The sequence below is a fragment of the Mesorhizobium sp. P160219 genome, assembly GCF_057786095.1.
This window is the reverse complement of the sequence record NZ_JBYNWG010000001.1, coordinates 6,664,395-6,685,000: the sequence shown is the minus strand read 5'-3', so window position 1 is coordinate 6,685,000 and position 20,606 is coordinate 6,664,395. Positions and strand designations below refer to the sequence as shown.

Sequence of the window (20,606 nt, the reverse complement as noted above, 5' to 3'; positions counted from 1 at the left end):
AAGTAGGGCCATAGTGGGTGACAGCCCCGTACGCGTAATGCAATCAATCGTCCTCGAGTAAGGCGGGACACGTGAAATCCTGTCTGAAATTGGGAGGACCACCTTCCAAGCCTAAGTACTCGTGCATGACCGATAGCGAACTAGTACCGTGAGGGAAAGGTGAAAAGCACCCCGACAAGGGGAGTGAAAGAGTACCTGAAACCGATTGCCTACAAACAGTGGGAGCCCGCAAGGGTCACCACGTACCTTTTGTATAATGGGTCAGCGACTTAGTGTGACGAGCAAGCTTAAACCGCTAGGTGTAGGCGCAGCGAAAGCGAGTCTGAACAGGGCGTTCAGTTCGTCGCATTAGACCCGAAACCGAGTGATCTAGCCATGAGCAGGTTGAAGGTAAGGTAACACTTACTGGAGGACCGAACCCATAACTGTTGCAATAGTTCGGGATGACTTGTGGCTAGGGGTGAAAGGCCAATCAAACTCGGAAATAGCTGGTTCTCCGCGAAATCTATTTAGGTAGAGCGTCGACCGAATACCCCAGGGGGTAGAGCACTGGATGGGCTAGGGGTCCTCACCGGATTACCAAACCTAACCAAACTCCGAATACCTGGGAGTACTAGTCGGCAGACACACGGCGGGTGCTAACGTCCGTCGTGAAAAGGGAAACAACCCTGACCTACAGCTAAGGTCCCCAAGTTATGGCTAAGTGGGAAAGGATGTGAGGATCCCAAAACAACCAGGATGTTGGCTTAGAAGCAGCCATCATTTAAAGAAAGCGTAACAGCTCACTGGTCTAAATAAGGGTCTTTGCGCCGAAAATGTAACGGGGCTAAAGCCATACACCGAAGCTTAGGGTTTGGTCCGCAAGGGCCAAGCGGTAGCGGAGCGTTCTGTAAGCTGACGAAGCCATACCCGTGAGGGGTGGTGGAGGTATCAGAAGTGCGAATGCTGACATGAGTAACGTAAGGGGAGTGAGAGACTCCCCCGCCGAAAGACCAAGGGTTCCTGCTTAAAGCTAATCTGAGCAGGGTTAGCCGGCCCCTAAGACGAGGCGGAAACGCGTAGTCGATGGGAACCACGTTAATATTCGTGGGCTTGGAGGTAGTGACGGATCGCACAAGTTGTCCAATCTTATCGGATTGAACGGGCAGCGGAGCGGTTCCAGGAAATAGCTCCTCCTTATAAACCGTACCCGAAACCGACACTGGTGGTCAGGTAGAGTATACCAAGGCGCTTGAGAGAACTATGCTGAAGGAACTCGGCAAATTGCACGCGTAACTTCGGAAGAAGCGTGACCCTTTTCTACGCAAGTAGAGGAGGGTGGCACAGACCAGGGGGTAGCGACTGTTTATCAAAAACACAGGGCTCTGCGAAGTCGCAAGACGACGTATAGGGTCTGACGCCTGCCCGGTGCTGGAAGGTTAAGAGGAGGGGTGCAAGCTCTGAATCGAAGCCCCAGTAAACGGCGGCCGTAACTATAACGGTCCTAAGGTAGCGAAATTCCTTGTCGGGTAAGTTCCGACCTGCACGAATGGCGTAACGACTTCCCCGCTGTCTCCAGCATAGACTCAGTGAAATTGAATTCCCCGTGAAGATGCGGGGTTCCTGCGGTTAGACGGAAAGACCCCGTGCACCTTTACTATAGCTTTACATTGGCATTCGTAGTGGCATGTGTAGGATAGGTGGTAGGCTTTGAAACCTGGGCGCCAGCTCAGGTGGAGCCACCCTTGAAATACCACCCTTATTACTATGGATGTCTAACCGCGGCCCGTTATCCGGGTCCGGGACAATGTATGGTGGGTAGTTTGACTGGGGCGGTCGCCTCCTAAAGAGTAACGGAGGCGCGCGATGGTGGGCTCAGAACGGTCGGAAATCGTTCGCTGAGTGCAATGGCATAAGCCTGCCTGACTGCGAGACTGACAAGTCGAGCAGAGACGAAAGTCGGTCATAGTGATCCGGTGGTCCCGCGTGGAAGGGCCATCGCTCAACGGATAAAAGGTACGCCGGGGATAACAGGCTGATGACCCCCAAGAGTCCATATCGACGGGGTTGTTTGGCACCTCGATGTCGACTCATCGCATCCTGGGGCTGGAGCAGGTCCCAAGGGTATGGCTGTTCGCCATTTAAAGCGGTACGTGAGTTGGGTTCAGAACGTCGTGAGACAGTTCGGTCCCTATCTGCCGTGGGTGTAGGAATATTGAAAGGATCTGTCCCTAGTACGAGAGGACCGGGATGGACGGATCTCTGGTGGACCTGTTGTGGCGCCAGCCGCATAGCAGGGTAGCTATATCCGGACGGGATAACCGCTGAAGGCATCTAAGCGGGAAACCCACCTTAAAACGAGTATTCCCTGAGAACCGTGGAAGACGACCACGTTGATAGGCCGGGTGTGGAAGAGCGGCAACGCTTGAAGCTTACCGGTACTAATAGTTCGATCGGCTTGATCGTTCTCATTCCTTATGCTCATCGTGAACACGATGATCTGACCAGCGCTCACGCATGAGCGGCCCTTAACAGGGCCTATGCTCCGCGAGGGCGCCGGAAAACCGGCGACGCGCAGTCGCGCTTGCGGACTTGTCCGTTAGCTAGACACAAACGTCGCCTTGGCACGAAAAAACAGCTTCTCGATATAACGTGCGTTTTGCCGACCTGGTGGTTATGGCGGAGCGGCTGCACCCGATCCCATTCCGAACTCGGCCGTGAAACGCTCCAGCGCTGATGGTACTTCGTCTCAAGACGCGGGAGAGTAGGTCGCTGCCAGGTCTGCAAAACGCACGTTGAACTCTCATCCGCAAACCGGATGAAACTGAAATCTTCTCTCTACGAAAAGGCCCGCCAAGGGATCACGGGCCGCGCAAGCGGCCCTTTCATTTGGTCAGCCATATACCTATCTGTAAGCCATCCTGTTCATAGGCCCAGGCTTACGTCCAGATAAGCAAGCAAACGCTTGCTTCAGATCCGGAGCAGGCAAGAGCTTGCCCTGGAGAGTCCGGAGCAAGCAAGAGCTTGCCCTGGAGGTGACGCGGGGTGGAGCAGCCCGGTAGCTCGTCAGGCTCATAACCTGAAGGTCACAGGTTCAAATCCTGTCCCCGCAACCAACAAAAAAAGCCCGCTTCACGCGGGCTTTTTGCGTTCGGACCGTGATCGATGGCCGCGACCGGATATTCAACGATCGAGGAGGGCAGCAAGGCTGGCGTGCTCGACTTTATTGACAGGTCCGCGAACCGGGGGGTGATGCCGCCTCGGCGCATTTCGGCGAGAGCTACACGTCGAGCATTGGAAGTTCGCCAACCCGTCATGGCAATCGATCTGCACGACAACAGCATGATTCGAGCCGCGGAGAGATCGTCGTGCGAAGGCGCGAATCGTTGATCTAAACAACCCGCGCCTTGCCGAAGCTTTTCGTCGCGGGCCGCGTCAGCCAGCTCGCCGCAATGACGCCTGGAAGGCCAGCGAGGTCCAGCTGTTGCTCGAGGCGAGATGGCAATAGAGCAGCGCAAGCGCGCCGGATTTCCTGAGATCAAGAAACGCCTCGTCGCTCAATTTGTTGAAGGCCGGCTCGTCGATCACCTGAAAGTCGGTGAGGTTGAGGGTCTCGCCGCCCTCCAGCGTCACCTTGCTCTGCCGCGGCGCGAACAGGCCGTGCGCGTCGATCTTGTCGATCATGGCGCGAGTCGCATTGAAGTCGGTCTGGAACTGGCTGCAGAAGGCGAGCGCCTGCTTCGAGGCCTCGGCCGGCTCGTTGCCGTCGAAGAAGGGCGCGATCTCGTCGCTGTCCTTGGACGAAGGCATCTGCTCGACGACGCGTTCGCTGGCACGGTCGATGCACAACGTCAGGCGGCCGGTCGTTTTCGATTCATCGGCGAGGATGAAGGGGTAACGGCGGACATAGGCGGGAATGTAATGCGGCTCCGCCCATTTGCCGTCGGCGCCTACGAACAGGTTCTGGTCCTGGCGCAGACCGGTGATGATGACAGGCGCCTTGGCGTCGCCAATGAAAACGATCGGATAGGAGCGCATCGCCGCCGGCATTTCCGATGCGACGACGGGGATGGCGTGCGCGGTGCGGGCAAAGGAGAAATCGGCCCGCGCCGTAAGGCCGAGTGAGCCGTGCCGCAGCGGATTGAGCGCCTCGGGTTTTTTGTAGAACAGCGGCAGCGTGTTGGTCGCGGTGCTTCCGGCCGGGGCCGTGTCTGTTTTCGCGTCAGTCATCCCTAGTGTTCTCCTCTTATACCATTCCGGTTTAGGCCAGTGGCTGCCGGTGCGCAACGCGTTGACGGCTGCTTCACCCTACGTGGCCAAGATAAATCTATCTGTTTGTTTGATCGTGCTCTTTTGTACTTCTGGAGATCGAGCTCTATAGACAGCACGCCATGAAGCGGCGAGATTGGCTGACGGGATAGACATCTCAAGAGAGCCGTCTGAAAGACAGACGAACCAGGGCAGGCGCATGGCATCGCTTTCGGATTTCGAGCAGGGGCAGAGCTTTTCCGTCGAAGCCGGCGGTCAGACGCTCACGATGGAACTGAGCGCGGTGCAGCCCATTGCCAACAGCCCGCGCGACGGCGGTGGCTTCACGCTGCTGTTCAGGGGGCCGCGCGACGCGGCGCTGCCGCAGGCTATCTATCGGTTCAACGGCAAAAGCGGCGCCCATGAGATCTTCATCGTGCCGATCGCTGCCGATGAGGCAGGGCGGCTTTACGAGGCGGTATTCAACTGATTTTTTTCGACCGGATCGGCCACGGGGACGCTCCGACATATGATCGACTATATCGAGATTGCGGACGTATTTGACGGAGCGGCGTGTAGCGCACTGTGCGCGGAAATTCGGGCGGCCTTGGGCCGGCCGGCCGGCCTGCTGGGGCGTGCCGACCAGAAGATGGCATGGCCGGAGATCCGAAAGACCGTGCGCGCCGATGTTTCGCAGGCCACTGAAGAGCGAGTGAGTGCCCTGTTGGCGCAGCAGAAGGCGGCTCTGGAGCGGCATTTCGGGCTGCTGCTCGGCCAGGTCGAGAAACCTCAGTTCCTTCACTATCGGCAAGGCGATTTCTTTGTGCCGCACCAGGATGGCAACACGCCGCTCATTCACGACGAGTCGCGGTTCCGAAAGATCTCGGTGGTGATCTTTCTCAACCGTCAATCGGACAACCCTTCGCCAGAAAGCTATGCAGGCGGCTCGCTGGTCCTGCATGGGCCTTACAGCGGCCCGGACCTGCGCATTGCCATGCCGGCATTGCCGGGCTCTCTCGTCGCCTTTCGCTCGGAAACGACGCATGAAGTCACCCCGGTCACGTGCAACGAACGTTTCACCATCGTCTCCTGGTATCGCGGCACGTGACGACCGGCACGGCCCTTACGGCGAACGGATCATCAGGTCGTAGAGGCCCTTGTCCTCGGCAACGGTGAAGCCGAGGCGTTTGTAGAGCCGCCGCGCTGGATTGTTCTTCTCGACATGGATCGAGACCGACTTGCCGACGGCGGCGGCCTCATCGATGAGATCGGCGAGCAACGCACCGCCAGACCCCTTGCCGCGATGCGCCGGCAGGAAGGCGATATCTATGATGCAATGCTCGCTCGCCGAGCGCTCGATATACAGGCGACCGATATCTTGCCTTGCCTGCTCGATCACCAGCCAGTCGGCGTTGGGATAGTATTTCTGGTAATGCGCGTGCTGCGCTTGAAACTGCATGTCGAGGAACGCCGTTTTCTGCGCATCGCTCCACGGCGTGACGGCAAGTTCTTCGGCGCGGGTCGAGGCGTAGAGCGCCGACAGGAACGGCAGATCGGCGTCCGCCATCGGGCGGAACGTCAGATCAATCCGCGCCGCGCGCACCCAGCAAAATATAACAGGCCCGTTGTCCACAATCGGAAGCTGGATCATGGAGTGGCGCTTACGGACGCGCCGGATAAACGCCTTGCATGGCAATGATGAACGTCATCGCCAGATAGGGAGGCAGGTTGTTGTGAGGCAACGTACTGCCCGTTATGCTCAGTGCCTGGGGGTCCATCTGGACCAGATTTTGCGAAGTGTTGTTCTGATACAGCGTTCCGCCCCCCGACTTCCCCAGAACAACCGCATCGGTAAGAGTTCCCTGGGCGCCACTCTCGGTGGATATCGCGACAAAATGATTATGTTGCGGCATTTCCGTTTGCAGAAGGGTGACGGACGTTTCGCCACCCGTCTCGCCGAGAAACCGCTCCGACAAGCCATTGCCCTGTCCTTGCCCCATGGGCGCGGAGCCAGCCATATTCGGCAACGCGAAGGTCGACTTGCCGTCGCCGCCGTAAACTGTGCCCAGCAGCGAAAACAGCGCCGTATTCTGCGAGATTGGCAGGAGCTGGCCATCGCAGGTCGCCCACCCCGTCGGGGCGAAATCTCCGGCAAAAATTCGAATTTCGGCGACGAACGGATTGGTCATGGCAAGTCTCTAGCTTTGCTGGGGGAAGATGCCAAATAGCGAGATGATGAAACTGACGGCGAGGAACGGCACCATATTGTCGTGAGGCTGGCTGCCGCCGGCCGGCGAAATGGCTCCGGCGGCCATGTTGCCATCAGGTGCGATACCCACATAGGGCGTCAGCAGGCTCGATGTCGCCAGGACACCGCCGGACGGACCCGGATTCTTGGCGATATTCGACGAACCGGTCCAGGTATGGGAATGGTTCGGCATTTGTTGGGTTGAAACAGTGACGGATTCGACCCCGCCCAGTTCTCCGATGATATAGGTCTGGCTGACCAGCGGGCCCTTGCCAGCATGGACGGGGATGCGGGATGCGAGGTTGGGCAGGGCGAATGTTTCCTCCCCGTCGCCGCCATAGGTCGTACCGATCAGATTGAACAAGGTTTCGTTCTCGGAGATCGGCATCAGCTGGCCTTGGCAGAACGCCCAGCCATTCGGAGGGAAATTGCCACCGAACATCCTGATCTCGCCGACAAAAGGTTGGCTCATCGAAGCGTCCTCTTAATTTCGCGACGGGAATATGCCTTGCAGGGCAATGATGAAATTCAAGACGAGATAGGGCGATCTGTTCTCATGCTGCTGGCCGCCACCGACGAAAGTGATGTTTTCCTTCGCCATAGCCACCGCGCTGCCAGGCGGCTGATAGATCGGGCTGGCGTTCGCCCCCAACAGCGCGCCGGATGGATTGTTGACGTTGCCGGCAGTGTTCGATGCGTTGACGAAATGGTTGTGTGTCGGCATTTCGCCGAGCGTGAGCGTGTGAAACTCTTCGCCGCCCTGGCCGCCGACAATTGCACCGATAGGGCCGCCCGTATGAACCGGCGCACGTCCCCTCATATCCGGAAGGGCAAAATTTGTCTGGCCGTTGCCGCCGTACCTGGTGCCAAGAAGTGAGAACAATGGCTGGTTCTGGTTAAGCGGCAACAACTGGCCGTTACAAAATGCCCAGCCGCGCGGTGCATAGTTCCAGGAAATGATCTTGACTTCACCTAAATAAGGCTCGCTCATCCCCGTTCCCTTCGTTGGCGGCTTACTGTCTGAATTCTTGTATTATGCCTAAGTAAGACAACAAGTCGATATCAGATTCATAAAATATATTTCCTAGGACGAAATCCAAGGTTGCTGACTACGGTGTCGCGGCAGGCAGCAGTGGCAGCGGCTGGTTGAAGAACGTCCGGGTGTCCGTCAGTGCCGTTGCCCCGCCATTGACGGTTTCGATACCGGCCTCGCTCGCCTGCGGTACGTTGATCGTGCCGTCGGCGCCGCCGAGGCCGTCCGCGAGGAAGCGGATGGCATTGGCGTTGTTGACGTTGGTGATGGTGTTGGCATGAACGTCGGCATTGATGATAGCGCCGGCAAATGTGGCGGTGACCGTGATGCCGCGGCTGTCGGCATTGTCGCGAATGGTGTTGTTGGTGACCGCCGCGTGCACGGTGCCCGGCTGCACGAGCTGCGTGATCGAGACGCTGTCGCCACCGCTTATGCCGTTGACGCCGATGCTCTGGATAATGTTGTTGTCGATCAGCACCTTGGCGACGCCGAGGCTTTCATGCCCAACCCTGATGCCGTTGCCGGTTCGCGATCCCGAGGTTGCTACGCCTTGCGTACCGATGACGTTGTTGGCGATTGTGCCGTCAAGCGTCCGTGCGAGGTCGCCGCTGCTGAACACGTTGATGGCCGTCGAGTCGCTGTTGGTGACGGTGTTGTTCCGGACGGTGAAATTCAGATTGCCGCCCGTGCCGGCGCCGGAATTGCTGCTCTGGGTGAGGTTGATGCCGTTGTTCAGATTGTTGAATAGATTTCCCGTGGTCTCGCCGATGTGAGCGTTGACGGTGCCGTCATTGGCAATGACGAACAGACCGGTTCCAGGGATGACTCCCGGTCCGGGATAGGCGTTGTTGCCGGTGAAGGTTGCGCCGTCGACGGTCAGCGTCATCGTCGGCGCGCCGGCGACACCGGCGCCGTCCGCCTCGAAGATGAAGTCGCTGCCGGCATTGTTCGAGGCGCCGTTGTTCGAGAACGTGCCGCCGCTCACCACCAGGTTCGCCAACGTGCCGCCGGAATTGATGACCTGCACGTTATGGGTGAATGAGTTGGAGACCGTGAGGTTGGTGAACGTGGTGACGTGCGAGGCGTTGCCGGTAAGTTCGTTGAACAGGATTCCGGACTCGGTGTTGGCATCGGCATTGCTGTTCAGGGTCAGACCGTTGAGCACCACGCCGTTGACCCGCAGCCCCTTTATGCCGTTGCCCGCATTGTCGCTGATGATCATGTTGCTCAGGCTGACATCCTGAGTGTCGGTCAGGCTGACGCCATCGCCGGCCGAGTTCTGGATCGTGCCGCCGCTGCCCCCCGTCGCGCCGGTGCCGGTCACCACCAGATTGCCGCTGGTGCCGGTGTTGTTGAGCACGATGCCGTTGGCTGCACCATTGGACGCAATGCTCCTGAACGTCACGTCGCCGGCGCCGATCGTCGTGTTGGCGACATTAAGCGCCGTGCCCGTGCCGGACGCGATGGTGTTGCCGGTGCCCTGCACCGTCACCGTGCCGCCGCCGGTGGCATTGAAACCGGCGCCGCTGGTGGTGGCGATGACCAGCCCGCCATTGGTGAAGTTGATCGTCGCACCGGTATTGTCGCTCAGGCTGACGCCAGCCGCCGTGGTCGAGGTGATCGACTTCGACGCGCCGGAGAAGGTGATGATGCCGGCGACATTGTCGTCCAGCAGGAGGCCGATCTGGCCCGCCGCATTATGCGTGATGTTGCCCGACAGGGTGATGTTGCCGGCGGTCAGGGCGCGATCCTGGATGTTGACCGCCTGGCCGGTGCTGCCGCTGGTGATCGCGCCGGCATAGGTGAAGGCCGCCGTGCCGCCGCTGTTGGCGGTGCCTAGGCCATCGCCGATACGGATCACGGCGCTTGTTCCGCCCACCAGCGCGCCGGTGCCGAGGTCGATCGCTCCCGAACCGGTGACGGTATCGAGGATGACGGCGCTGGTGCCGCCGGCGCCTTTGTTCGTGGAAGCGAAGGTCACGCCGCCCGCCGCGATGGCAACGCTGTCAAGGTTGACCGCGACGCCGCTGCCGGTCGAAATCGTGTTGCCCGAGCCGATAACGGTCACGGTGCCAGTACCGTTGCTCGTGGCGTTGAAGCCGGTGCCGGAGGTGGTGGTGATGGCTAGGCCGCCGCCGGTGAAGTTGACCGCGGTGTTGGTGTTCGCCGTCAGGTCGACGGCATTGTTGGCTCCGGTGGTCAGTATCTTGCTGGCGCCGGAGAAGTTGATCGTGCCGCCGGTGTTGGCGTTGACGAGGATCCCGTTGGCCACGCCGCCGGTGGCGCTGAGAGTGCCCGACAATGTCGTGGTGCCGGCGGTGCGGGTGGAGATGCTGACGACGTTTCCGGCCGTGGTCTTGGTGACCGAGCCGGCATAGCTGACATTGGCCGAGCCGCCGGTGACCAGGAAGGCCGCGCCGGTCGCGCCGCCGAGCACACCGGAGCCGAGGCTGACAGTGCCGGCGCCGGTGACATTGGTCAGCGACACGTTGTTGGTGCCGCCGGTCGAATTGGTCGAGGTGAAATTGATGCCGGTGGTGGTGGCGATGCCGTTGAGGTTGACCGCCTGCGCGGAAGTGGAGCTCACCGTGCCGGTCGTCACATTGACCGTGCCGCCATTGATGGCGCTGAATCCGGTGGTGCCGTTTGTGACGATGTCGAGGTTTGCGAAGCTGACGGTCGAGGCCGTGGCGCCGTTGTTGATCGCGACTGCGGTGCCGGTCATCGGCGTCGTGGTGCCGAGATCGACCGTACCGGTGAAGCTCACCGTATTGGCCGCCGTCGCGCCGGAAATGCTGATGCCGCTCGCAGCGCCGTTGGCGATCACCGAGCCGGCGAAGGTGAAGCTGCCGCCAGCGCGGGTCGAGATCGTGGCCGCCGCGCCCGACGTGCTGATGATGGAGCTGGCGCCGTCGAAGCTGATCACCGCGTTGCCGCCGGTCACCGAAAGGCCGCTGCCGCCCGATATATCGACATTGGTACCGGCAATCGTGCCGCCAGCGCCCGACGCGCCGCCGAAGGCGATGCCGGTGCCGGTCGCTGCGGTGGTGATGTTGACGTTGGTCAGCGTCGTCGTGCCGGTGGTGTTGTCGAGTTTGAAAGCAATGCCGGTGGCGCCGGTGCTGGTGACGTTGGTGATGGTGGTGTTGGACGCGTTCAGCCACACATCGCTGGCGTTGCCGGAGAAAGTAACGTTGTTGATCGTCGTGCTGTTCGACGGCGTGATCTCGATACCCTGCGTGGCGAAATTGCTGATGGTCATGTTGCTGATGACGGTATTCGCAGCACCCGCGCCATTGTCCTTGACGCCACGCGCGGCACCCGCCGGGCTGCCATTCAGGATGAAGCCGTCGATGATGTTGCCGCTGGCGCCGAGCGTGATGACATTGTTGCCGGCGCTCGTCGTCAGCGTCGCGGCGCCATTGGGCGTCTGGTCGATGATCGAGATGCTGTTGCTGGCGAGCTGGATGGTGGAGGGCACCGTCAGCGCCAGATTGATGTTGCCGTTGCCGAAGCCGCGCACCTGCTCGCCGGTGGCGAGCGCCAGCGTGTCGTTGCCATTGCTGCCTGCCGCGGTGATGGTGCCGCCATCGTTGACGAGAACCAGGATGTCCGTCGCCACGGCTGCTGCTTCGGCGGTGGCCAGCGTCGCGAGATTGTTCTGGTCGCGACCGCTGCCGTCACCGGTCGCGGACGCGCCGACGAAATAGACCTTGCCGACTCCGAAGCCCAGGCCGGGAGCCGACTGGAAGTTCACATCCTGGAAATTGTAGGTGCCGGCAACCGGCGCACTGGATGCGTCGATGCCTACATTGGCGCCGATGGTCGAGAGCTGGTCGGTCGCCGATTCGCCGTCGCCATAGGTGAAAGCGAGGTTGGTGGCGCTGTTGAGGAACACGCCGGTGTTGACGCCGGCAATGCTGGAGCTGGCGCCGCCGACAACGGCATCGCCGAGGCGTACCGTCTGGCCGCCAGTGGTGCCACGCAGGTCGACGCCTATCGAGGTGCCGGCGGCGGCGGCATTGGTGACATCGAAGTCATTGGCCGTCACCGCCGCATTGATGGTGGCACCGTTGAGGTCGAAGGCCACGCCCGTGGTGCTGTTCAGGCCGATGTCGAGATCGTTGAAGGACAGCGCCGCGCCAAGCGCGCCGGAAACATCGACACCACGCGTGGTGATGCCTTGCAGGTTGACCGTGCCGAGAATGATGGCGCCGCCGCCCGACGAGGCGATATTGGTCAGCGAGATGCCGGTTGCGGCGGCAGTGGCCGAAACACTGTCGAAATTCATGCCCTCAGCGCCAATCGTAACGCCATTGAGGTTCAACGCGGTGCCGCCGGCCGTCGTGGTGATGCTGTTGTCGCTGAGGAGCGCGCCGACGCTGACCGTGCCACCGCCGCTGGCGTTGAAGCCCGTGCCGGAGGTGGTGGTAATCACCAGGCCACCCGTATCGAAGTTGATCGTCGCGCTGGTGTTAGTCGTCAAGTCGACCGCCGTATTGGCGCCAGTGGTCAGCGTCTTCGTGCCACCGCTGAGAGTGATGGTCCCGCCGGAGTTGCCGTGGACATAAATACCATTGTCGAAACCGCCGGTGGCGCTGAGCGCGCCGGACAGTGTGACCGTGCCGCCGGTGACGCCGGAGATGTCGACGATCTTGCCGGCGGTGGTCTTGGTGACCGTGCCGCCATAGCTGACGGTCGCAGCACTGCCATTGAGCAGGAATGCGACGCCCGAAGCGCCGCTCAATGCGCCGGATCCGAGGCTGACTGTTCCGGTGACATTGGCCAGGCCAACATTGTTGGTGCCGCCGCCCGACGAGGTCGAGTCGAGCGCAATGCTGGCGGCGACGTTGATGAGGTTGATCGCCTGGCCGCTGGTCGAATTTACCGTCTGGGCTGCAGCGGAAGCGGTGATGCCCATAACGCCACCGGTCCCGACAATGCCGGTGCCGCTGGTGGTATCGATGGTCAGGCCGTTGAGGAAGTTCACCGTGCCGGCGCTTTGCGAGAAGCCGACGCCGCTGCTCGTGTCGATGTTAGCGAGGCCGGCGATGTTGAGGTTGCCGCTGACCCAGTTTATGCCGCCGCCGGTCGTCGCGACGTTGTTCACCGTCACCGTGTTGAAGTTGAAAGTGCCGGGATTGGTGTTGATCGCACTGATGCCGAAGCCTGTGGTGCCGGTGATGATGGTGGCGCCGCTGACCGTGACGGTGGCGTCAACGCCATTGAAGGCGATGCCGTTGACGCCACCGTAGGCGGTGATGCTGTCGAACTGGATATCGCCGGATACACCGGATAGCGTCAGGCCATAACCGCCGACGCCATTGGTGCTTGTGCCGGCGACGAAGGCGCCGCCGTCGACCTGGTCGATGCCGACGGTCGCTGGAACGGCATCGAAGGTTACACCGCTCACCCCAAAGCCGCCGGTTTCGCCATTGTTGCCCAGAAGCGTGATGTCGGAGAAGGCGCTGACCTTCATCAGCCCGGCGCCGACCGTGCCGTCAACCTTGGCAATGTCGCCGCCGGTTGCCGACAGGATCAGGTTCGACAGTGCGATCTGGCTGGCAGCGGCGCCGTCGGTAAGCGACAGGGCGCCACCGGTGCCGCCGGCGATCGTGGCGCGGCGCAGGATAAGATCGGTGATGTTGGTGCCGGAGATGCCAAGGCCCGCACCGGTGTTCTGCACGATGACATTTTCGATGCCGGCCTTGCCGGAGAAATCGATGGTGTTGCCGCTCGCGGTCGTCAGCGTCGCCAGCACGCTGTCGACATTGGACGCTGCCGTGATGACGGTCGAGGCATTGATGCCGCTGAAGCTGAAGTTGCCGCCGAGGCCGCCGCCGACGGCGCCCAGCGGCGCGGTATCGATGGAATCGCCGGCCTTGAGACCGATCAGGATCTGGCCATCGGCAAGGTTGAGCGTGTTGTTGCCGCCGCCATTCTGCTGAGCCTGCATCATGTCGATGAGGTTGCTGGTGCCGTTCTGCGACGTGTCGACAAGGATGACAACCGAGGCGCCCGACGCTTCCGCGCCGGCAATCGAGCCCGGATTGGCGGCGGTGCCGTCGCCGTCGCCGTCCTGGTCGACATAATAGGTGGTCGGTCCCTGGGCCTCGGAGAGGTCGCCGATGAAACCGCCATTGGCGCCGTCGACATCCTGGAAATTATTGGTGCCGCCGACCGGGAAAACGCCGGTGGAATTGAGGATGTCGATTGCCTTGACCGTCGACAGCTTGTCGACCGCGCTTTCGCCGTCGCCATAGATCAAGTTGATCGCCGTCGTCGGGGTGAACTGGAAGCCGATGCCGGGTCCGGCGCCGGCGCCGCCGATGGTGGAGGATGCGCCGGCCGTGTTCGGATCGCCGAGCTGGATGGTGCCGGTGCCGGTGGTGTTGGACAGGTTGACGGCGGTGGTGCCGGTCGAGGAAGCACTGGTGAGCGTGAAACCGCCAGTCGTGAAGATGCTGTTGACGACTGCATCGGCGAAGGTGATGCCGGTCGAATTGTCGCCGGGCATGGCGATGGTCAGGCTGGCGAAGTTTACCGTCGAGCCGAGCGTGCCGGAAATGTCGACGCCGGTCGAGGTGATGCCTTGCAGGTTCACCGTGCCGAGATTGAGCGTGCCGCCGCTGACATTGTTGAGCGAAACGCCGGTCGCCGCTCCATTGACCGAGATGGAGCTAAAATTGATGCCGCCGGCGCCGACCGTCGCGTTGTCGAGGTTGAGCGCGGTGCCTGTCGTCGTGGTTATCGAGTTGCCCGTGCCGCTGACGCTGACCGTGCCGGCGCCGAAAGTGCTGGCGGTGAAGCCGGCGCCGCTCGAGGTGGTGATGACCAGGCCGCCATTGGTGAAGTTGAGCGTGCCCATGCCCTGGGTCGGGCTGATGCTGGGCAACTTGACGATCGCGTCGTTGGTGCCGCTGCTGGTGTTGAAGACCTTCGACGCACCGGAGAAGGTGGCCGTCCCGTTAGACGATCCGTCAAACCGCACGCCGATGCCCGTGCCGGTATGATCGATCGTGCTTGAAATATTGTAGACGCCGTTGGCGTTGCCGGTGAAGACGAAGGCCGCCGTACCAATGCCAGTTGCTGCCGTAGTCGAAACGACCGAACCGCTCATGTTGAGCTCGCTCCAGTCGGCCACGGCCTGCACGACCATGCCGGTGTCGACCTTGATCGAGCCGTTGTAGTTCAGCGTGGCGTGAATGAGGTCGTTACCGCCGCTGACGGCGATAGCCGCACCGGTGGTGCTTGTCGTCGCGCCGATGCTGGCGACGCCGCCATTGCCGCCAACGTTGATGATTCCTGCCTGCAGGCCGTTCGTGACAATGCCGGCTTCCCCACCGTCGATGGTCAGGGTGGAGCCGGCGACGTTGGCGATGTTTATGGTGCCCACTTGCGGGCCGCCGATATCAAACCCTCGGTAGCTGACGTCGAGATCGGTCGTGCCGGTGAAATTCACCGCACCGGTGCCGAGCAGGGCGTTCAGCGAGGCGCCCATGTAGCCGGTATCTTTCAGGCCGCCAATGTTGACGTCGCCCGCCAGATTGGACCCTGTCAGCAAGACGCCGGCAGCGTCCGATGTCGATACGGCCGAGACGCTGTCGAAGGTGACGCCGGCGACGCCGACGTCGGCGAAGACAATGAACAGACCATTGCCGCCGGAGGCGATCTTGTTGCCGGTGCCGGACACGCTGACGGTGCCGCCGAAGGCGGCGCCGAAGCCTTCTCCGGTCGTTGTCGTGATATCCAGGCCGCCATTGGTGAAGTTGATCGTGCCGTCCGTGTTGTCATACGGGACGATGGCGGAGAGGGGGCCTGTGTAGCCGATCTGTACAGCTGTCGTCGCGCCAGAGCTTATCTTCTTGCTGCTTCCCGAGAAGGTGACGGTCGCCGCCGTGCCGTTGGCGATGCCACCGATGAAGATCTGGCCGCCATCGGCTGCGTTGCCGTCGGTCAGATTGCCCGACACCGTCACCGAGCCGCCGGTCAGTTCCTGGATCGAGACGGCGGCACCGGTGCCGTTGCTGGCGATGGTGCCGGCATAGGAGATGATTGCATTGCCGCCGCTCTGATCGGCCGCCGAGCCGACGTTGAAGGCTGTACCCGAACCGGTGTTGGTCAGCGTGCCGGTGCCGAGCGCGACCGTACCGGTCAGATGCTGCAGGTCGACACCGCTGCCGGAACTGAAGCTGGCGCTTGTCGAGGCGAAATTGATGTTGGCCGCAATGCCGTCGAGCGCCACCGCTCCCGCATTGGTGGCATTGATCGTTCCGGTCGTGACGTTGACCGAGCCGCCTCCGGTTGCAGTGAACGCCGTTGCGGCGTCCGTGGTGATGTCGACATCGGCGAAGGTGATTGTGGCGCCGGTGTTGTTGGTCAGCGATACGCCGCTGCCGCCGATCGTCGCCTTGTCCGTGAAGTTGACCAAGCCGCCGGTGCGGTTGGCGATTGCGATGCCGCCACCGGTCAGCGTGCCGGGCGTCGCGCTGTTGGGCAAGGTGCCGCGGGTGACCGTAATGTTGCCGTTGCCGCCGTCGACATCGAGCAGCGTGCCGGCAACGTTGATATTGTTGTTGATAATCGACAGGTTGCCGGTGAGGCCGTCGACGTTGAACGCCGTCTGGCCGGCAGCGACATTGCTGACGGTGACGCCTTCGACAACGATGCCGCCGGAATTGTTGAAGCCACCCACGCTCTGGTCGATGACGAACACCGAGCCGCTGCCGCCGCTGTAGTCGAAGGCGGTGTTGCGCACCTGATTGCTGCCGAGCAGATGAAGGGTGTCACCCGTGCTCTTGACCACGCCCTCATCGCCGGTGACATTGCCGCCGGTGGCGCCGAGATTGCCCTGCACATTGACCGGCTGGAACGTACCGGAGGTGAGGATGGAATTGCCGTTGCCGAAACCGGTGATCGACTGTCCCGAATCGAGCGTGAACGGCGTCGCGCTGAGATCGACGGTGCCGACAAAGGCGTAGGTCTGCGTGCCGACCATGGCATCGGCCTGCGCGGCCGTCACGGTGGTGACATCGGCGCTCAGCCCGTTCGTGCCCGCGTGAACAGTGCCGCCTGTCTGCGAGATCATGACGACCCCGCCGACAGTTACCGCTAGTTGGGCATCGCCGGTGAAGAAGACATCGTCGAAGTCGTAGTTGCCGAGCGCCGGATCCAGCCCGATCGTATTGACAGTGTAGCCGCCGGTTGCCGCGGTGATGAAGGATTCCAGCCCATCGGCGGAATTGCCGTCGCCGAAGGTGAAGTTGGCGTTGGCCGACGTGGCCGTGGTGCCGCCTGACGACAATTCGACACCGACGCCGACATTGTCGATCCTGGAGCCCTGCAGGAAGGTGATCGTCTTGTTGCCGGTCGTCGACGACAGGTCGATGCCGCGCGAGGTCAGGTCGCCGGTGCCGGTAATGCTGGTCAGCCCGAAATCGGCTGTCGTTGACGAGCCGCTGAAGTCAATGCTTGTCTGGTTCAGCCCTTCGCCGAGCAACACCGTCGTCGTACCGAAACTGACGTCGTTGTTTGTGCCGCTGAAGTTGATGCCCGCGCTGCCATCGGCAGAACCGATGACAACGATGGTGGGGCCAGAGAATGTGACTGACCCGGTATTCCCCCCAATATCGATGCCGTTGAGGCCCGGCGCACCGATTTCCGCATAGCCGAAGCTGACGGCGCCGGTGTTGCCGTTGAGCGCGATGCCATTGCCAAGCACCTGGCTGATGAGCACGTCGCCGCTGAAGCCGACCGTTGCCGTGCTGCCGCTGATCGAGATGCCGTCGCCGGTGGTGCTGCCGATCGTCGTCGGGCCGGTAACGCTGACGCTGCCGCTGACGCCCGAAAGGCTGACGCCGGTTGTGCCGCCGACGTGGCCGATGTTGGAGAGCGTGACACCGAGCCCGATATTCGACGCTGTAAAGGCGGATGTGGTGTTGTTGTTGACGGTACCGCCGTCGATCGAAAGCGAGCCGGTGCCAGTTGACGTGGCCTGGACGCCGCTGCCGCCATTGCTGGTCGCGTTGAGCGTCTGGAAGCTGGTGATGGCATTGCTGTTGATCAGCAAGCCGTCGCCGGCATTATCCGACACCGTCGTCGTGCCGGTGAAATTGTAGGTGCCGTCGCCCTGGATCGACAGCCCAGCGCCGCCATTACCGGTCGAGCTCAGATTGCTGCCGGAAACGTCGTTGGCGCCATCGAACAGCACGCCATTGAGGGCGGCCCCCGACACGGTCATGCCGGTCAGCACGACGCCGGTAACGCCGCTGCCATGGATGCCGTTGGCGGTACCGCCGGAGATGTTGAAGTCCTGGAGCGAGGTATTGTTGGCCAGCGTGACGACGTCGCCGCTGCCCGAAGCGGTCAGCGTTGCGGCACCGGCCGCATCCGAGATGGTGCTGCCGTGATCGACGTTGTCGCCGGTCACATTGATCGGCAGGCCGCCGAGCGAGAAGGTGCGGCCGTTGCCGAAAGAGGCCAGGGTCTGCCCCGCTTCGAGCGTAAAGCCGTCGGTGTCGTCGATGACACCGCGATTGACCAGCACGAAAATCGCGGTGCCGTCGGTATTGTTGTCGGCGTCGGTGATCGAAGCCAGGTCCGAAAGCGAGGTACCGTCGCCTGTGCCGCCTGCGGCGACAAAGATCAGCTGCGTCTGGTCGAACAGTTGCGGCCCGTTGAACGTCGTCGTGCCGAATGCGTATTGGCCCGAACCGGAATTGAGGCCGCGTGCGTCGAGCGAGGCGAGGTTGCCGCCGATCGAGCCGCCACCGAAGGTGAATTGGGCGTTGGCGGTGTCGGCTGGCGAGCCGGCAATGCCGAGCCGCACGCCGGTGCCGACATTGGCGATGGTGCCGCCATTGGTGATGATGATCGTGCCGCCGTTGGTCTGGACAAGGTCGATCCCGATGGACGTCGTGCCGCCGGTGCCGTTTATGTTCAGCGACTGCGCCGTGAAATTAGTCTGGCTGCCGGAGAAGTCGAGGCCGATGCCGGAGCCGAGCCCGGAGATGATGATGTTGCCGGCGATGACGGACGCATTGACGCCGGTAAACACCATGCCGTCGGTGCCGGGATCGGTGATGTTGATGTCGCCGAAGCGGATCGCGGCCGGCGAATCCGTGATCGCGATGGCCGGTCCGGTCGTGTTCGAGATCGTCGTCGCGCCGTTGACGGTGAAGCTGCCCGAAAGATTCTCGAGCACGACGCCCGATGCGCCGCCGGTCTGGGTGATCGAATCCAGCACGATATGGGCGGTGATCGGATCGATGAAGACACCGACGCCGTCGTCGCCGAGTGCCTTGTTGCCCGACACCTGGCCACCGGTGATGGTGATCGAGCCGGCGACCCCGGTGCCCTTCACGGTAATGCCGGCATCGTTGTTGTCGAGCGAGTTGAGGGTGGCGAAAGTGTAGGTGCCGTGGCCGGTTATATCCAGGCCGTCGTCGCCATTGCCCTGCAGCAGCGTCGTGCCGGTGAAGTTATAGGTGCCGTCGCCTTCGATGTGCAGTCCGTCGAGGCCGTTGCCGGTCGCGGTGAAGTTCGAGCCATTGACGCCGGTCGATGTACCGGTGAAGTCGGCGCCGTGGCCGCCGGTGCCGGTGACCGTGACGTTGGTCAACGTGGCGCCGGTGATGTTGTTGCCGAAGATGCCGTCCTTGCCGCCTGTGATGATGATGCCGCTCAGCGTGTTGCCGTTGGCGAGCGTCAGGACGTTGTTGGCGGGGTTGGTGCCCTGGAGGGTGCCGTTGGATCCGCCGAAATTGTAGGTGCCGATGCTGCCGTCGACGAGCCGCGCCTGGACGCCCCCGCCACCGCCGATGACGGTCTGGCCGTTGGCGAGCGTCACACCGGCTGTCGTAATGTTGCCCTTGCCGCCGAGCGCGACGACGACGCCGTTCGCGCCGGCGCCGGCGACCGCATTGTCGAGCGTGGTCGGGTCGCCGATCGTGCCGAGGCCGAGCGCGTCGTTGTCACCATCGGCAAAGAAGAACTGGCCGAATGCCGTGTTGGTGGCGGCATTGATCGCCACCCGCGTCGACGTGCCGGTAACTTTGTCCTGGCTCTCGATGCGAACGCCGATGTCGCCACGCACGCGCTCGTTGACGCGTTTGCGCAGGCCGGGGCTGACCGGATAGACCGGCTCGGCGCCGTCATCGGACGAAGACGAGCCCTTGTCGAAAGCGTTGAGCGGCACCGTCAGCCGGATGCTGCCGGCGAACTGGGTGTCATCGCGGTTGTCGTTGCGCACCTCGCCGGTGAAGGTCAGCGACGTGCCTTTGCCGATGACGTCGCCGATCGAATATTCCAGGCCGGCCTTGGCGCCGGTGATGCTGCCGTCGTCGCCGTCGGGATCGCCGAAATGGTAGGCGCCGACATCGAAACGCAGTGAATGGTTCTCGGGCAGGTTGAGCGGCACCTGAACGCCGACCTCGCCCTCGATGCCCCAGGCCGCGTAATCGCGGTGGGCGATGGCCGATATCTGCTCGATCAGTTGATGCCCGACCAGCGACAGGCTCGACTCTTGCCCGGCCGTGCTGCGGTCGCCGCTGATCGGCAGATAGACGTTTACGTGCGCATCGTATTTTGAGGTGATGGCCTCGAGGCCGAGCGTCGAGGCGACGAACTGGTGACTGTCCTGGTTCTGGATGTTGAGATAGGCGTAGCCGCCGATCATCAGATCCGGATTGACGATGCGGCGAACGCCGAGGCCGACGTCCTGGCCGAAGCCGTCGTCGAAATCGTATTTCGAGCGCACATCGAGAAAGAGAACGGATTCGAGGTTCTGCTTCAGCGGCAGGAAACCCTCGATCGCCGTGTTGCCGCCATTGTTGTTGGCGCCGATGATGGCGCGGACCTGCGGCTGCCACAGTCCGGTGTCGCCGGCATGGGCGGCTATGCCGGAAAGGGCAAGTGCCAGAGTGGACAGCGCAGTCGTCTTCCAGAGATGCCTGGAAAAACCTGACCGGCGATACTTGCTATTCGCCCGGAAGCTTCTTCCGTGCGTCGCCATGTCATTGATCTGCCGAGTTTTCTCGGTCGTCTCCATCCCTTGCGAACCCCGACGAGTACACGCTCCGTCGCTAATACTATCCGAAT

The 20,606-nt window shown here is 61.8% G+C and carries 8 protein-coding genes, 1 tRNA gene and 2 rRNA genes (1 of these 11 only partly in view); 5 read left to right on the top strand and 6 right to left on the bottom strand.

Translation table 11 applies throughout. The annotated features are described in order from the left end of the window. The 3 genes from AC3EMP_RS32350 to AC3EMP_RS32340 form a co-directional block, all read left to right on the top strand. A 23S ribosomal RNA gene (locus AC3EMP_RS32350) occupies nt 1-2,445 on the top strand; it begins 357 nt to the left of the window's first position. 200 nt (nt 2,446-2,645) lie between these two features. Continuing rightward, nucleotides 2,646-2,760 (top strand): 5S ribosomal RNA (gene rrf / locus AC3EMP_RS32345). 258 nt (nt 2,761-3,018) lie between these two features. Beyond that, a tRNA-Met gene (locus tag AC3EMP_RS32340) sits at nt 3,019-3,095 on the top strand. 319 nt (nt 3,096-3,414) lie between these two features. Here the strand turns inward: AC3EMP_RS32340 and AC3EMP_RS32335 are convergent. Next, on the bottom strand, nt 3,415-4,209 hold the full coding sequence (locus AC3EMP_RS32335; RefSeq protein WP_352597423.1) for a SapC family protein: 795 nt from the start codon (nt 4,207-4,209) through the stop codon (nt 3,415-3,417). 238 nt (nt 4,210-4,447) lie between these two features. Between AC3EMP_RS32335 and AC3EMP_RS32330 the strand changes: the two genes are divergently transcribed. Together AC3EMP_RS32330 and AC3EMP_RS32325 are read left to right on the top strand one after the other, a co-directional pair. Next, complete coding sequence (locus AC3EMP_RS32330; RefSeq protein WP_023672960.1) at nt 4,448-4,717, top strand: DUF6916 family protein; 270 nt, start codon at nt 4,448-4,450, stop codon at nt 4,715-4,717. 39 nt (nt 4,718-4,756) lie between these two features. Then, nucleotides 4,757-5,335, top strand: a complete 579-nt coding sequence (locus AC3EMP_RS32325) for a 2OG-Fe(II) oxygenase (RefSeq protein WP_023672959.1) — start codon at nt 4,757-4,759, stop codon at nt 5,333-5,335. Between the two features lie 15 nt (nt 5,336-5,350). Here the strand turns inward: AC3EMP_RS32325 and AC3EMP_RS32320 are convergent, their stop codons facing one another. From AC3EMP_RS32320 to AC3EMP_RS32300, 5 genes are all read right to left on the bottom strand, one after another. After that, nucleotides 5,351-5,878 (bottom strand): GNAT family N-acetyltransferase, encoded by a 528-nt coding sequence (locus AC3EMP_RS32320; protein WP_023835059.1) that lies wholly within the window; start codon nt 5,876-5,878, stop codon nt 5,351-5,353. A 10-nt stretch (nt 5,879-5,888) separates the two neighbouring features. Continuing rightward, nucleotides 5,889-6,416 carry a phage tail protein gene (locus AC3EMP_RS32315; protein WP_023686661.1) on the bottom strand — a complete coding sequence of 176 codons (528 nt, stop codon included), beginning with the start codon at nt 6,414-6,416 and terminating at the stop codon, nt 5,889-5,891. Nucleotides 6,417-6,425: 9 nt separating this feature from the next. Then, nucleotides 6,426-6,947 carry a phage tail protein gene (locus tag AC3EMP_RS32310; RefSeq protein WP_023672956.1) on the bottom strand — a complete coding sequence of 174 codons (522 nt, stop codon included), beginning with the start codon at nt 6,945-6,947 and terminating at the stop codon, nt 6,426-6,428. A gap of 12 nt (nt 6,948-6,959) precedes the next feature. Further along, on the bottom strand, nt 6,960-7,466 hold the full coding sequence (locus tag AC3EMP_RS32305) for a phage tail protein (RefSeq protein WP_023728602.1): 507 nt from the start codon (nt 7,464-7,466) through the stop codon (nt 6,960-6,962). Nucleotides 7,467-7,584: 118 nt separating this feature from the next. After that, nucleotides 7,585-20,520: an inverse autotransporter beta domain-containing protein gene (locus AC3EMP_RS32300; RefSeq protein ID WP_352711795.1), complete on the bottom strand. Its 12,936-nt coding sequence runs from the start codon at nt 20,518-20,520 to the stop codon at nt 7,585-7,587. Nucleotides 20,521-20,606: the final 86 nt, after the last annotated feature.

Excerpts from the sequence above, each read along its gene's own strand:
- AC3EMP_RS32320 (WP_023835059.1), bottom strand. The coding sequence starts at position 5,878 with ATGATCCAGCTTCCGATTGTGGACAACGGGCCTGTTATATTTTGCTGG.
- AC3EMP_RS32300 (WP_352711795.1), bottom strand. The coding sequence starts at position 20,520 with ATGGCGACGCACGGAAGAAGCTTCCGGGCGAATAGCAAGTATCGCCGG.
- AC3EMP_RS32315 (WP_023686661.1), bottom strand. The coding sequence starts at position 6,416 with ATGACCAATCCGTTCGTCGCCGAAATTCGAATTTTTGCCGGAGATTTC.
- AC3EMP_RS32305 (WP_023728602.1), bottom strand. The coding sequence starts at position 7,466 with ATGAGCGAGCCTTATTTAGGTGAAGTCAAGATCATTTCCTGGAACTAT.
- AC3EMP_RS32330 (WP_023672960.1), top strand. The coding sequence starts at position 4,448 with ATGGCATCGCTTTCGGATTTCGAGCAGGGGCAGAGCTTTTCCGTCGAA.
- AC3EMP_RS32325 (WP_023672959.1), top strand. The coding sequence starts at position 4,757 with ATGATCGACTATATCGAGATTGCGGACGTATTTGACGGAGCGGCGTGT.
- AC3EMP_RS32335 (WP_352597423.1), bottom strand. The coding sequence starts at position 4,209 with ATGACTGACGCGAAAACAGACACGGCCCCGGCCGGAAGCACCGCGACC.
- AC3EMP_RS32310 (WP_023672956.1), bottom strand. The coding sequence starts at position 6,947 with ATGAGCCAACCTTTTGTCGGCGAGATCAGGATGTTCGGTGGCAATTTC.